This window comes from Fulvimarina manganoxydans, from assembly GCF_900176465.1.
GTDB classification, from domain to species: Bacteria; Pseudomonadota; Alphaproteobacteria; order Rhizobiales; family Rhizobiaceae; genus Fulvimarina; species Fulvimarina manganoxydans.
Window position 1 is genome coordinate 43,553 of sequence record NZ_FWXR01000022.1, and the last position, 13,544, is coordinate 57,096.

Consider the following 13,544-nt stretch of genomic DNA (forward strand, 5'->3'; position numbering starts at 1 on the left):
TGGGAGAAACGGACCGATGAACCAAACCACGGACACACCGCGGATCGGCTTTGCCGGCGTTGGCCTGATGGGCCAGGGCATGGCGAAGAACATTCTCGAAGCCGGCTTTCCGCTGACCGTCCTTGCCCATCGCAAACGCGAGCCGGTCGAGGACCTGAAGGGACGCGGGGCGGAAGAGGCGAGCGATGCCGCCGATCTCTGCGCGAGATCCGATATTCTCGTCCTCTGCCTGCCCGGCTCGCCACAGGTGGAAGCATTTGTCGCCACCTTCCTCGCTGGTGACTGCGAGGGAAAGACGATCGTCGACTGCTCGACCTCGAACCCCGTTTCGACCCGCGCGCTTGCCGAGAGCTGCCGGGAGAAGGGCGCGACGCTGATCGATGCGCCTTTGTCGCGCACGCCGAAGGAGGCCTGGGAAGGCACGCTCGACGTGATGGCCGGAGCGAGCGAGGCGGACTTTCAACGTGTGAAGCCGCTTCTCGAAAGCTTTGCCGGCAAATTGGTGCGAGTGGGCGAGACCGGCGCTGGCCATACGATGAAGCTACTCAACAACTTCATCTCTCTCGGCTATGCCTCGATCTATGCCGAGGCCTTTGCCATCGGCGCCAAGAACGGGCTCGATCCGGCGACGATCGACGGTGTCATTTCCGGCGGGCGCATGGACTGCCCCTTCTGGCAGACCTTTAAGCTCTTTGCGGTCAATGGCGATCGGGAGGCCCATAAATTCGCGCTCTCCAACGCCCATAAGGACATGCGCTACGTGGTCTCCATGGCGACGGAGTCGGGTGTCGCGACCCGGATGGCCGGGCCGATCAAGGACGGGCTGGCAACGGCCGAGGCGATCGGGCGTGGCGGGGATTATCTACCCTTCCTGACCGAGATCGTCGCCGAACTGAACGGCGTCAAGCCGCTCAAGACGACGACGGGCTGACCCCTTGATGGGCGCGGCGCTCTTGAAGGCCTGTTTCGCGATGGCTTGCACGGCAGGCAGGCCCTGCCCTGCCGCCGCCTGCCGCCGGACGGGCTGACCGGATGGCGGGGCGCGGGAGCGATCGGGAAAGACGGGGCGGACGGCGCGTCCTGCCGCGCGGCTCGCGGCCAAGGCCTTCGCGGGAGGGGATCGAGCGGCTGCCGGCGCGGGACCGGGCCTATCACGAACTGAAATTCCGCATTCTCGAAGGCCGCCTCGCGCCTGGCACGACGCTTCTGGAAACCGAGGTCGCGGATCTTCTCGCTCTCTCGCGCACACCCGTGCGCGAAGCGCTCATCCGCCTGGAGGAAGAAGGTCTCGTCGAGGTCAAGCCCCGTCATGGCGTGACGGTCAAGGCGCAGTCGCTGGAGGATATCCGCGAGATCCTCGATGTCTTCTCTGCTCTTGAAGTGAAAGCCGCCGGCCTTCTCGCCACACGCGGACTCGCTGCCGCCGACGCGGCCAAGCTATCGGACATGCTCGACGCGATGGAGGATCATACGCGCTCGGGCGAGATCGAACCCTGGTCGGAACTCGACGACGTGTTCCATTCGGAAATCGTCGCCCTGTGCGGCAATCGCCGCCTGCAACTCACTTTGCAGCAATATTGGGGGCAGCAATATCGGGCGCGGGTCGCGATCGTTCGCCTTCGCCCGCCCCCGTCCCAATCGGACGCCGAGCACCGGGCCATTCTTCATGCGATCCGGGACGGAGACGAACGCTTGGCGATGTGGCTGCATCGACAGCACCGCGACCGGGCGGATGCAGCTCTCATCCGCCTCCTGGCGACCCAACTCGACGTCTCCGTCGCGCCATAGGTTTCAACACGAGCGACGGGCCGCGAGAAGGGTATTCCTGATGCGTCGTTTCGCAAATGGTCGTTGGATCTGCAGAGTTCGAAGGTGAGACCGATACCCCCGACGCTTTATGATCCTCGAACTTGAAGAGTGTGGGGACCCATGCCTCCGCCGTCAGAGCGGCATTCGGGTCGAGGAAAACGAAGGCGAAAGACCGCAATCGTTTAGGACTTTGAAGAGCTTGCGAGGCATGGGCTCCCGGCCCTGACGGGACGAGGATGCCGACCGGCATCAATGGCTGCGACCAAACCTCTTATGCATTCATTTGAGGCAGGAGAACTAACGCGGCTCCTGGCCCGGAATGAGACCGCCCGATGGCGTCGAGGCTTCAGCCGTTGGCGTCACGCCGCCCTTGGTAGGCAGGCCTGAGGGCACGCCGCGATTGTCGCCGAGACCGAAGAGGAACGGTATACCCTGACTGACAGGACGCAGCACGACACGGCCGTCTGGCAGGCGGACGGGACGGCTTTCCTCACGCTCGCGCTCGGAAAGACGAACGCCGACAATGTCGTAGCCGTCGCGGTCTTTCAGCTGCGCGTCGGCTTGCATCGGCAATAAAAGGGGGGCGGTCAGAGCCGCCGAGACGACGGCAATGACCGAAAGAAAGGGTTTGCGCATGACACTACGCCTCCTTTTCCCATTCGACCCTCTCACCAGGCAATTGATCCCAGCGGACATATGAAAGCGCCGCTTTCGCATGGCTGCTGGCAGCCTGATCAGCCTTTTGCCTGACGAGAATTGACTGCAAAGGTCGTTTCTTCGTCGGGCTGTCTTACAGCGCCGTTTCCGAAGGAGTCTGGCCGGGTATGATGCCATCGGACGGGGTGCGCTGTTCCATGGGCGTCGGCTGGTCCATGGTGGTTCGATTTGCGCCGGTGCAACCGGCGAGAGCGGCGAGGCCCGCAAGGGCGATGATGAGGCTTTTCTGTTTCATGAGTGCGCAACGCGCCGAGAGAGCGGCGAGTTGCAACGGTTGCGATCACACAAAGGCGAGGCCGCCTGGGCGCCCCTCATCAGAAAGGACTAGAAGCGTTCGGGAATGTCGCGCTTGGGCTCGCCGGGATGCAGTTCGCTGAGAAGGCGATGGACGGCGCCGCGCACCCTTCCAAGCCGCTCGCCCTCGATCGCGCAGAACATCGTGAAGAGCCGGCCCTTCGATGTCCAGAAATACAAAGGCACGCTCAGCGCGCCGCCGCTCGCCTTGACCGAATAGATGCGCCGGGCAAAACCTTCGCCATTGAGATCGATGACCAGGGGTTTGTCGGCGATCGCCCAATCGCTCGCGGGCGCGGCTGGATCGGGAATGACCGGACCGGCGACCTCGTTCACCTTATGGGCGAGCCAGTTTTCGACCGGCCCCCAGGGCCAGACGGCCGGATTGGTCACATCCTCGACCTTCAGCCAGCGCGAGGCGGGTGGACGCGGCGGCGCGGCGGCATAAAGACAGGTGAAGCCACCGCCGCAATCGGGGCCGTCGCACGTGAATCGCTGGCCGACATCCATGGTCGCATCGGCGGCGGGACCGGCGGTCCAGCCGGGAACCGATGTCTCGGCTTTGGAAGAGGAAACGCCGACCGCAATGACGACGAGGCTTGCCGCCGCAAGACGTAAGGAGCCGAGGATCGAAGACGATCGGATCAAGAGAACCATCCCGTTGGCAAGGCAAGACTACTCTGCCGCCCAGCATAGGAAGGGAGCCTTGCCGAGACCTGTCGCGCCTGGCCTCTCGGAAATGGCCTCCAAGCTCAGACCTTGCGCGCGATGACGAGATGGCCCGGCGCCGGTTGGCCTTCCTGCATGCGCACGGTGATTGGCTGAAATAGCTCGATGTCAAAGCCTGCGGCGGATAGCGCTTCCCGCATATAGGCTTCGCCGTGATGGAAGCGCTGCGCCTTGCCGACCGCGAAAGGCCGCCCAGCAAGGCTCTCTTCGTCCATCGTCTCGGTGGAGACGGCCAAAAGGCCTTTGGAGGAAAGCCGCGCGGCGGCCTTGCCGAAAAACGGGGCGAGATCGCCGAGATAGGGCAGGACATCCGTCGCGACGATGAGATCGAACGCTTCGCCCGGCGCGCCGCTTTTTAAGAAGGCGACAGCCTCGGCGACGAAGAGCCGATCATAGACCTCCTTTTCGTAGCAGATCCCCACCATCGCTTCGGAGAGATCGACCCCCGTCATATGGCCCGAGCGCTCTCGAAGGATTTCGCCCGACAGGCCGGTGCCGCAGCCGAGATCGAGAACCCGCTCGAAGGCGCCGGCCTCATTCGGCAAGCGTTCGCCCAAGAGGGCAGGCACGCCATAGCCGAGCTGATGAACGAGAATGTCCTCGAAGGCTTCGGCATGCTGGTCGAAAAGCGTCGCGACATAGGCATCGCCCGCGCTTGCCGGCGTCTCCCCGGCGCCAAGGCCCGCCAGCCTGATGCGCACACCGCAATGATCGGCGGGGTCGATGGCGAGGCAACGCTGATAGGCGGCGACGGCAGCGGTCAGATCGCCCATCCGCTCGGCCGCCAGCCCCGCGTCATAGGCTTCGCCCAAGGCGTCCTCGTCGAATTCGGTGGTCAGGCTCGCGGTGCCGGCATCGCCAGGGCCGGGCTCGTGCCCAGCCTCAGGCGCCGCGATGGGGGTCTTCGGATCGAAGGGGGTGCTGTCACTCATGCCCGCCTCTTTAGCCGCCATCGCCGAGCGGAGAAAGACGCGATATCAGGCGCGCTTCGGTGAAACATCGCGCTGCGGGAAAGGCTTCTCGCGAGCGCGACAGGCTCAAACGCTACGGTCCGACCGGAGACGATCCGGCCGCAACACGTGCCCGGCGATGATTGCGCCGGGGCGGAGCGGCCCAAGAAAGCTCAGCGGCGTGACCAGGTCTGCGACTTGCAGAAGATTTTCAGCGCGCAACCCGTAAGCTTCATCGACGCGCCGTTGACCTTGGCGCTGCCGGCATAGGTCTTGTTCGCCGCAGGATCGGTGATCTCGCCCGAATAGGACCCGCCGCTGCCGCTCATCCGGCCGATCTGGCGGCCCTTGAACTGACCGGTCTGCAGGGTGATGCAATAGGCGTTGCCGCAAGGAGCGATCTTGGCAGTTTCGCCGCTGGCGGTCTTCCAGGAGCCGACGACGGGCTCGGCCGCACCGGCGGCACCAGCGCCGATCAAAAGCGCGGCGATGGCGAAAGTGGTTGATTTCAACATGCTGTCCTCCCGATTGTTTCAGGGATGCGCCTGCCATTCCCGGCGACCTCCGCGCTTCCCTTGACGTAAGAGTAAACGAAGGCGCGAGTGTGAGAAAGAGCAAAGTTCCGGCGCTCCTGCGACGGCCGGACATCTGCCGTTCCTACGGACGAGGATGGGAGAAACCGATCGCCCTTGTTGCTCTGCGACAAGGCAAAGGAGAGACACGTTTTTCGGAGCCCGAAGCCCCGCCTCGGACCCCGAAAAGATCGCCGCCTGTCGGCCAAGCGCGGCGATAGGTTCATCCGGGATCCGGCTGATGCAGATTGATCCCGTATCAATGCCCGCGCGGCTCTTGAGCGGCTCTTAAAATCCGGATCGCGAAGCGATCAAACGGATTTCGCATCAGTCGGCGACGGGGGTTTCCAGCGGAATACCGCCACCCTCGCCCGCCCGATCGGTCTGGAGCGGCAGCGGATTGGCGCTGGAGGTGTCGGGCGCCGACATGCCGATCGCGCCGATATTGTTCTGAAGACCGCCTGGGCCGCGGGGCTCCTCCTCATTGGCGCTTTCGCCCTCGCCGACGCCGGGCAGATTGCTTCCCGCGCCGATCGGCGCCAGAGCTTCGCCCTCGCCGGAGATGGTCGTCCCCGGCAGCGGTGCGCTGTCTTGCGATTGGGCGTAAGCGGGGCCGGCAGCAAGGACAGCCGCCATTGCCAGCGCGGCGAGAATAGGATTGCGATCGCGGGATGCGGCCATAGGGGAAGGCTCCTCGGGTCAGACGCCAGAAAGCTGTTCGACGGTTCGGATCACGGCTGTCGAATGACAGGGGGCTTCAGAGCCGGCAAGCGGGCTGGCTCGATCGCGTTCCCCTGCCAGGCTACCAGCCGCGTTCGATCATGTCGGTTTCAACGGCGAGACCCGCCCCGATGATCCCTCACGATCCCGTCAGACGAAGCAATATTGGTCAAGGGGAGAGGTCAGGCCGTGGCCGGCGAATCCACTGAAAGAAGCGCGAACAGATCGTCCGCAAGGCCAAGAAGGGCGTCCGCCGAAACGGAATTGAAGACCGCTGGCACCTCTTCGCCTGAGGCCATCATGTCGCCCACCCGCTCGTCGCTGAGCGGCAGATGGATGAAGCCGAACGCCTCGATCCCCAACCGGTCGGCATGGTGGGCGAGCTTATAGAGCGTATCGTTGCACAGATAGCCGCCTGCATTGGTCGACCATTCGAAATCCAGCCGATGGCGCCGCAGAAGACGCGCGAGATCGCTTAAAGGAAGGCGGCAGGCATGGGTGGCTGGCCCTTCGAGGATACTGGGACCGGCGGGAAAGCGACCAACGGCGTCCTCCAGGCCAAGCTCGCGCCGGTTGCGCGCGAGAAGCTCGATCCGCAGTCGCTCGGCCGACATGTGCAGTCCGAACAAGATCACACCCCGCGCGCCGCTCTCCTCGATCGCCGCCTGCAGCACCGGCCAGCTGTCGTCCCAGGAAACGGGGAGCGTCACCAGGGCGCGGCCGGGCCGTTGCGGCGCTTGGCGCAACGCCGCGACGAGATCGGCGCTCGGATTGAAGGGAGCGCCGGGAAAAGGCGCGAAACCGGCGATGAGAACCGTCATGTCGTTTCGGGAGCGTTAAGGTTTAGAGTGGCTCAAACCGGCACAGTCATCCTGCGAGGCGAACCACGTCAGAAAAGTTTTACTTGCCAAGCGGCGAGGTCCATAGCATTGATAGGCGTGTTCGGGCAAATTCGCGAACGCTAGGTATGGACGATTTGCGTATCGGAAGCGCCTCTTCCGGGCGGTCCTCTTGGGCCGCGATGTGTTGGTCCCTTTCCTGAGTCAAGACTTGCCTGCCACCGCCTTCGGGCGCAATTGAATGCCAAGGAAAAGGGTTCCGATCATGGCGCAGACCGGCACGGTCAAATTCTTTAACACCGAGAAGGGCTTCGGCTTCATCAAGCCGGACAATGGCGGCGCAGACATCTTCGTGCATATCTCGGCTGTCCAGGCTTCCGGTCTTCCGGGCCTCGAGGAAAACCAGAAGGTTTCCTTCGAGACCGAGCCGGACAAGCGCGGCAAGGGCCCCAAGGCCGTCAATTTGCAAGCGGACGCCTGATTTCAGGCTCGACCAATCTTTGAAACGATCCGCTTGGCGGATCGGATGGATGCCGGCTCTCGATGGGCCGGCATTGTTGTTTCTGGCCCCTAAAGCGGCGAACACCGTTTGGGTAAGCAGTCGCGAGCGAGAGACGAAACGCTGGGCAACCGTCTTTCGACCATCCGGCGCTCGCTCTGAAAGCCGCCACGCCCATCGAGCCCGAGCCACAGTCGCTCTCCCCTTGCGCCCAAAAGCGCAGGAGAGGTGATCCAGCCTTCAACTCGGGAGGATCGTTGATCTGACGGTGTCAGACAGTGACGGCATGCCCACCTCTTCGACCGCGACCATGACGAAGCATCGGGGGATCGCTCTCACCTGCAAGCGCTGCAGATATCTTTCGCTTCGTCATGCGCCTAAATCTGAAGCATGATGGGAAGAATTTGCACAGATCGTCGATAGTATCTTCCGTTAGTATAAGCGCCTGTATTTGGAACTTCGATTGATCGCGTTCCGCTCAAAGCGCGGAGCGGAAAAGAGGGTCCCGATTCTTCGACCACCCGGCGCGGCATCAAGGCGTTCAAGACCATCTGGCAATGCCGATCGATCGCCTGATCCGCTAAGGCCGAGGCTGGTTCTCCATCGGGGAAGGCCTCACGCCTCCAAACAGTGGAAGAAACCGCCCTTCCCGATCTCTTCCAGCGCTCGGCAACACGCGATCAGTTGCCGCCTCCGCCACCGCCCGCCGATGGCGCTTCGACATTCACGTCGGGAAGCTGAACGTTCACGTCTCCACTGCCGCCGCCGAAGAAGCCACCATTGAAGAGAAAGAAGCCACCGATCACGATGAGCGCGATAAGGAGGCCCGCGACGAGCCATCCGCCGCCGCCGCCACCTCCCCCCGAGCCTCGGTCATTGTTGACGATGACCGTGCGCTCACGCGGCTCATTCGGCGGTGTGTGGGTCATGCCTCTAGCTGCCTGTTCGTTGTTTATAATCCGGCTAACGAACAGGATCGCCAGAGATTGGTTCCCTCGAAGTCGGGTAAGGCTCGCATGGCGGACCTTGCTGCCATTCGGGAAAAGAAAATCGCTCCGGCCGAGCACCGCCTCAGCGTGCGTCCTTGGCCCGGCGTAACGAGCCGCCCGGCCTTTCGCCGAGCGGCAGTGTTTTAAAGGTTCAGGCGATCAGCTCGCAAAGCGCCCGGCGCTGGGCAGCGTGCGCATCAAGAACCAGTAGGAGAGACCGGCCGGAACGAGGCTGGCATACCAGGACATGCCCGAGAAGATCAGCGCCACGACGACGCCGATCGCCATCGCGATCACCGCAGCCCAGTTGACGCCCTGATAAGGGCCGTTCTCGTCATAGAGCTTGTCGAGATCGAGTGTCTGCCGGCGAAGGACGAAATAGTCCACCACAAGGATCGCGAAGATCGGCCCGAGAAAGGCCGAATAGGTCTGGATGAAGAGGTTCAGCCCGGCCGCGGACTCGTCCTTCACCAGCTCCCAGGGGAAAGTCGCGAAGGCGAGAAGGCCGACAAGGACGGCCGAGGTGCGGAATTTCAGCTTGAAGACATCCATCAGCGCGTAGGCCGGCGGGACTACATTATTGAGGATGTTGGTCGTCACCTGGGCAAAGGCGATAAAGAGCAGGGTGACGACGAGCAGGAGCTTGTTGTCGACGGCGCTGGCGAAGACCTTGATGGGATCGACCTCGCCTGTCGCGCCCGAGACCATGAGGCCGATCAGACCCATGAACAGCGTCGCCGGCAGGATCGAATTGGCATAGATCGCGACCTGACCGAGCGGCCCGACACTCTTGCGAAGCTCGCGCGAATAGTCCGACACGTTCAGCATCATCGTGCTGTAGATGCCGAGAAACAGCATCGTCGCGCCCCAGAAGGGCGCACCCCAGGTGCCTTCGACATTGACGAGGTTCGTCGAGATCTCGTCGCCATATTTCCCGATGACGCTGAAGAACATATAGACGAGCGCGCCGATGATGAAGATCGAGCCGATATTCTCCAACCACTTGATTCCGTGGAAACCGAGCACGGAGAGGCCGATCTGCAGGAATTGGAAGCCGACGAAGAAGACGACCATGTTGTCATAACCGAACAGCGTCGCCGAGACGAGGTTCAGCGCGCCGGCTCCGATCCAGCTCTGAAAGCCGAACCAGACGATTGCCGGTACGGAACGCACCAGCGCCGGAATTCGGCTGCCCGTAAAGCCGAAGGCCGAGCGCGCCTGGACCATGAAGGGGATGCCGTATTTATGGCCGGCCTGGCCATTGATCATCAAGGCGAGGCCGATGACCAGGCAGCCTATGGCGATGGCGAGCACGGTCTGAAAGAGGTTCAGCGTGCCGACCAGCCCCGAGCCGACGGTAAAGGTGCCGATCGAGACGCAGCCACCAAGCCAGGCAAAGAGATAGGACCAGGGGTCCATGATCCGCGTTGTCTGGGGCGCAAGGCTTTCCTCGCCAATCGCCTTTTCATTCAGCGGTTCGACGCCGGGCGCTCCGGTTTCGTTTATCGTGCTCATTGTCCGCTCTCCTCCCAATTCATTTTTCATTCTCCTCCCGGTTCCATCACATGATCGGCTCCGCATAGGCGCCGACCTTGCTCGTCTTCAGGCCACAGACGACGAGCGCCTCGACCATCCGCGTCGCCACCGTCACGCCGTCGATGACCGGCACGCCCGTCTCCTGAGTGAGCCATTCGGTGAGATCGGCCATGCCCGCACAGCCGAGAACCACGGCCTCGCAGCGATCCTCCTCGACCGCGCGCAAGATCTCGGCCCGCACCTTCTCGCGGGCACCCGACCCCTCTTCCTCCAAGGCAAGGACGGGGATCGCCGCCGAGCGGACACGCCGACAGCGATGGGACAGGCCATAGCCGTGAACGAGATGCTCGATGACCGGCACGGAGCGCGGCAGCGTGGTGACGACCGAAAAGGAGGTGGAGATCATGCTGGCGGCAGTCACCGCCGCTTCGCAAATGCCGAGCACCGGCCCGGAAAAGACCTCCCGACAGGCGCCGATGCCCGGATCGTCGAAACAGGCAACGACGACCCCGTCCAGGCTGTCCGCCTCGGCCTGTCTCAGGCGGGCGATCAGGCCGGGCACCGACATGGCCTCGTCGTGATGGCCTTGGATGCTCGGCGGTGCAGGCGGCTCGCCCGTTGCCGCGACGATCGTCGTGCCCTGGCTCGCCACGCGGCGCGCGCTCTCGACGATCTTGTCCGTCATCGACGCCGTCGAATTCGGATTCATGACCAGAATCTTCATGGCTTCTCCCTTGTCGCCAAAGATTGTCGACAAAATTTGTTAGCACGTTTCTGTGTGTTTGTCAGCAAGGCGTTGCGAGGTCCGATGATGATCGGCTAGAGCTTCGAGTATGAGCGAGAATATCCCTGCCGATCAGAGCATTGACGCTGCGCGCGTTCCCGAGGATGCGATCACGGCATCCATCCTCGCCGCCGTTGCAGAGCATCGCCTGCCGGCTGGCACCAAGCTCGGCGAACAGGCGCTGAGCGATCTGTTCGCGTGTCATCGCTCCAATGTTCGGCGCGCGCTGACGAGCCTTGCGGCGCAGCATGTCATCGAGCTTCAGCCCAATCGTGGCGCCTTCGTCGCCACACCGTCGCCGGAGGAATCCCGCGAGGTCTTCGAGGCCCGGCGCACGATCGAACGCACGCTTGCGCGGTTGGCGATCAAGCGGGCGCGCCCCGAGGATATCGCCGAAATGCGCCGGTTGACCGTTCAGGAAGCCGAGGCGCGAGCCAGGAGCGACAAGCCGGCCGAACTGCGTTTGTCGCGCGCCTTTCACATGCAGCTTTCGGTGATTGCCGGAAATAGTGTCCTGAGACAGTTCCTGACGGAACTGACCCTCCGGACGACCCTCATTCTCGGGCTTTACGGCGATCGCGGATCATCTTCCTGCGCGAAAGACGAACATGGTCCGATCGTGGATGCGCTCGAGGCGCGCGACGAAGCGCGTCTCGTCGCCCTGATCGACGAGCATCTGGCGCATTTGGAAGCCGGGCTCGACTTCGACTGCCCGGCGAACCGCGCAATGACCCTGGCCGAGCAGCTGATCCCGCAACGACCACTTTGAACGAAAGCCGTCGCGCCAGGATTATGCGGCGGCCAAGCCGTTTCCCGTTGCATCTTGGGGCGGCATAGGGATCTCAAACGGTCGGACGACCGAGATTCCCGGCTCCACTCTCCGCTCGGAAAGTCGCGACCACCGGCCAATCCCGTTCACGGGCTCTGCGGCCGAACTTCCGGCCGCCCACCTCTGCCCTGTTTCAATCGCCCGAAGGCAAGACCCCGAAGGCAAGCCCCCCGAGACAGCCCGAACGGGCGCTCCAGATCACTTCACGTCTGACGGAATGAAATACGCCCCTCATGACGGGAGCGAGGCATCTCGTCGTGAGCCTTGCCAATTGCGCCTTGAAAATTGAGCCTCGCCTCGCCGTGCTGCGCAAGATGCGGCCAGTCCCGGATCGGACGATCGGCAAGAACGGAAGGTGTGACACATCGCGCCGATTGGCAATCTTCTCCAATGGCTAAGCCACGGTTTTCACGGTCGAGATCGCGGCGGCCTACAACTGGCGGCTGGGAAGGGAGTCAATACGGTCGAACTTATCCGCATCGCTGATTTTCTCACTTTGCAGGATAAATTCCCGTCTTCCCTGAACAAGCCCGAAGAGCCATCCCGAACCGTGTCGGCGCGCTCACCGCTTCCATTCTGAGGCTTGACCTTTGCCAATCTTGAGGTACGCTAATCAATAGAACTCACCGACGCGTTCCCGCGAGGAGGCGGGCGCCGGCGACACGGAGGACATCCCCATGAAGCGAAGCCTGGCTCTCGCCGCGCTTTTCGGCGCGCTCAGCGCAACGAGCGCTTTTGCGCAGACCGAGATCAACATTCTCCGGGCAGCGACCAGCCCCGAGCAGGAGGCCTATTACGAGGGCATCGCCAAGGCCTATGAGGCCGAGCATGACGGGGTGACCATCACCTTCGAATATGTCGCGAACGAAGCCTATAAGGCCAAGCTCCCGACGCTGCTCCAATCCGATGCCCGGCCCGACATCTTTTACAGCTGGGGCGGCCAGACGCTTCTGGAGCAGGCGAAAGCCGGCTTCACCCAGCCGATCGGCGAGATGCTGCCGCAAGAGTTTCTTCAGACGATCCCCGAGGCAGGCCTCAACGCCTATACGGTGGACGGCAAGCTCTATGGCCTGCCGCTCTATGCGACCGAGGTGGTCGTCTGGGTGAACACCGAGCTGACAAAGAAGGCCGGCGTCGACCATACGGCGATCAAGACCTGGGACGACTTTCTCTCGGCGGTAAAGACGCTGAAAGAGGCGGGCGTGACGCCGATCATCGCCGGCGGTCAGGACAAATGGCCCCTGCATTTTTATTGGAGCTATCTGGCGGTGCGTGAAGGCGGCCCCGATGTCGTCACCAACGCCATGGCCGGTGAAAGCGGCGGCTTCGAGAACGAGGCTTTTGTCGAGGCGGGCAAGGATTTTCAAGAGCTGATCGAGCTCGAGCCGTTCCAGGCGGGCTTCATGGGCACGACCTATGAGACCGCAAGCGGCATGTTCGCCGACGGCGCTGGCGCCTTCCACGTCATGGGCGACTGGGACTATCTGCCGATGCGCGAGCGCTCCACCAGCGGCGAAGGCCTGCCCGATTCCCAACTCGCCATCATGACCTTCCCTGTGGTGTCCGATCCGGTCTCCGAAGGCGGTGATCAGGCGACGCTCGGCGGGATCAATGGCTGGGCCGTGTCGAGCTCCGCCGAGCCGGAAGCCGTCGACTTCCTCGCCTTCATGCTGAGTGAGGAGCATCAGAAGGAGGCTGCCCGCCAGCAGCTCTTCATCCCGATCGTCAAAGGAGCGGGTGAAGCACTGGAAAATCCCTTCTTCCGGGAGGTCAGCCAGCATATCGAGGCGAGCAGCTACCACCAGATCTTCCTCGACCAGTTCCTCGGCGCCTCGGTCGGGGCGACGGTCAACGACATCTCGGCCGATCTGGCGCAAGGGGCGGTGAGCCCGGAGGATGCGGCGGCACAGGTCCAGGAAGCCTGGGATTTCCGCTAAGTCGAAGGGTGGCTTGGATCGGCATCTGCCGGTTCGGGCCGCCTCCTTCGGCAGCTCCTTTAGGCAAGGAGGCGAAACGGGGCGGCATCGGCCCGCTAGCGATGGACGCATCCATCATCGCGGCCGGGACGGGGCGTGAGGCTCGAAAGCTCTGGATGCGCGGCGACTGAGGCACGGTGGCCGGGGCACAGCCCTCCGCGCATCGTCATTCTGGGGCCCCGTCCCGAGAATTGAGGCTTTGGTCCTGGCGACTGCGTCTTGAAGGCGGCTTCGTCGAGGACGTCGGAGACATCGAACGTTGTTCCGGATTTTCGGCACTGTGGCCGAGAATGACGAAGTT

General features: G+C 63.0%; 15 protein-coding genes. 5 read left to right on the plus strand and 10 right to left on the minus strand.

What is annotated here, in order from left to right; translation table 11 throughout:
• The first annotated feature begins 16 nt into the window (after positions 1-16).
• Together B9A15_RS18510 and B9A15_RS18515 are read left to right on the plus strand one after the other, a co-directional pair.
• Positions 17-931, plus strand: coding sequence for an NAD(P)-dependent oxidoreductase (locus B9A15_RS18510; RefSeq protein WP_084412017.1), 915 nt, complete (start codon positions 17-19; stop codon positions 929-931).
• 101 nt (positions 932-1,032) lie between these two features.
• Positions 1,033-1,788: a GntR family transcriptional regulator gene (locus B9A15_RS18515; RefSeq protein WP_084412018.1), complete on the plus strand. Its 756-nt coding sequence runs from the start codon at positions 1,033-1,035 to the stop codon at positions 1,786-1,788.
• 318 nt (positions 1,789-2,106) lie between these two features.
• On the opposite strand, the gene B9A15_RS18520 is transcribed toward B9A15_RS18515, so the two are convergent.
• The 7 genes from B9A15_RS18520 to B9A15_RS18550 form a co-directional block, all read right to left on the minus strand.
• Complete coding sequence (locus B9A15_RS18520; RefSeq protein WP_084412019.1) at positions 2,107-2,445, minus strand: hypothetical protein; 339 nt, start codon at positions 2,443-2,445, stop codon at positions 2,107-2,109.
• Between the two features lie 154 nt (positions 2,446-2,599).
• Entirely contained in the window at positions 2,600-2,761 is a 162-nt protein-coding gene (locus tag B9A15_RS23050; protein WP_170923361.1) for a hypothetical protein, read from the minus strand.
• 89 nt (positions 2,762-2,850) lie between these two features.
• Complete coding sequence (locus B9A15_RS18530) at positions 2,851-3,468, minus strand: hypothetical protein (RefSeq protein WP_139798482.1); 618 nt, start codon at positions 3,466-3,468, stop codon at positions 2,851-2,853.
• Between the two features lie 104 nt (positions 3,469-3,572).
• Positions 3,573-4,388: a class I SAM-dependent DNA methyltransferase gene (locus B9A15_RS18535; protein WP_244557033.1), complete on the minus strand. Its 816-nt coding sequence runs from the start codon at positions 4,386-4,388 to the stop codon at positions 3,573-3,575.
• Between the two features lie 284 nt (positions 4,389-4,672).
• The gene (locus B9A15_RS18540; protein ID WP_084412022.1) at positions 4,673-5,014 is read right to left on the minus strand and encodes a DUF2147 domain-containing protein; all 342 of its coding nucleotides are present in this window, start codon (positions 5,012-5,014) and stop codon (positions 4,673-4,675) included.
• Between the two features lie 384 nt (positions 5,015-5,398).
• Complete coding sequence (locus B9A15_RS18545) at positions 5,399-5,752, minus strand: hypothetical protein (protein ID WP_084412023.1); 354 nt, start codon at positions 5,750-5,752, stop codon at positions 5,399-5,401.
• Positions 5,753-5,973: 221 nt separating this feature from the next.
• Entirely contained in the window at positions 5,974-6,612 is a 639-nt protein-coding gene (locus B9A15_RS18550) for a pyroglutamyl-peptidase I family protein (RefSeq protein ID WP_084412024.1), read from the minus strand.
• 283 nt (positions 6,613-6,895) lie between these two features.
• Here B9A15_RS18550 and B9A15_RS18555 point away from each other — a divergent pair, with 283 nt between their 5' ends.
• A complete protein-coding gene (locus tag B9A15_RS18555) occupies positions 6,896-7,111 on the plus strand; it encodes a cold-shock protein (protein ID WP_084412025.1) in 216 nt (71 codons plus the stop codon).
• A gap of 698 nt (positions 7,112-7,809) precedes the next feature.
• On the opposite strand, the gene B9A15_RS18560 is transcribed toward B9A15_RS18555, so the two are convergent.
• The 3 genes from B9A15_RS18560 to B9A15_RS18570 all read right to left on the minus strand — a co-directional run bounded on the left by B9A15_RS18560 (position 7,810) and on the right by B9A15_RS18570 (position 10,378).
• A complete protein-coding gene (locus B9A15_RS18560; RefSeq protein WP_244557030.1) occupies positions 7,810-8,058 on the minus strand; it encodes a hypothetical protein in 249 nt (82 codons plus the stop codon).
• A 219-nt stretch (positions 8,059-8,277) separates the two neighbouring features.
• On the minus strand, positions 8,278-9,633 hold the full coding sequence (locus B9A15_RS18565; RefSeq protein WP_084412026.1) for an NCS1 family transporter: 1,356 nt from the start codon (positions 9,631-9,633) through the stop codon (positions 8,278-8,280).
• Between the two features lie 46 nt (positions 9,634-9,679).
• Positions 9,680-10,378: an aspartate/glutamate racemase family protein gene (locus B9A15_RS18570; protein ID WP_084412062.1), complete on the minus strand. Its 699-nt coding sequence runs from the start codon at positions 10,376-10,378 to the stop codon at positions 9,680-9,682.
• 109 nt (positions 10,379-10,487) lie between these two features.
• Here B9A15_RS18570 and B9A15_RS18575 point away from each other — a divergent pair, with 109 nt between their 5' ends.
• Together B9A15_RS18575 and B9A15_RS18580 are read left to right on the plus strand one after the other, a co-directional pair.
• Positions 10,488-11,207 (plus strand): GntR family transcriptional regulator, encoded by a 720-nt coding sequence (locus tag B9A15_RS18575; protein ID WP_084412027.1) that lies wholly within the window; start codon positions 10,488-10,490, stop codon positions 11,205-11,207.
• Positions 11,208-11,944: 737 nt separating this feature from the next.
• Entirely contained in the window at positions 11,945-13,204 is a 1,260-nt protein-coding gene (locus tag B9A15_RS18580) for an ABC transporter substrate-binding protein (RefSeq protein ID WP_084412028.1), read from the plus strand.
• Positions 13,205-13,544: the final 340 nt, after the last annotated feature.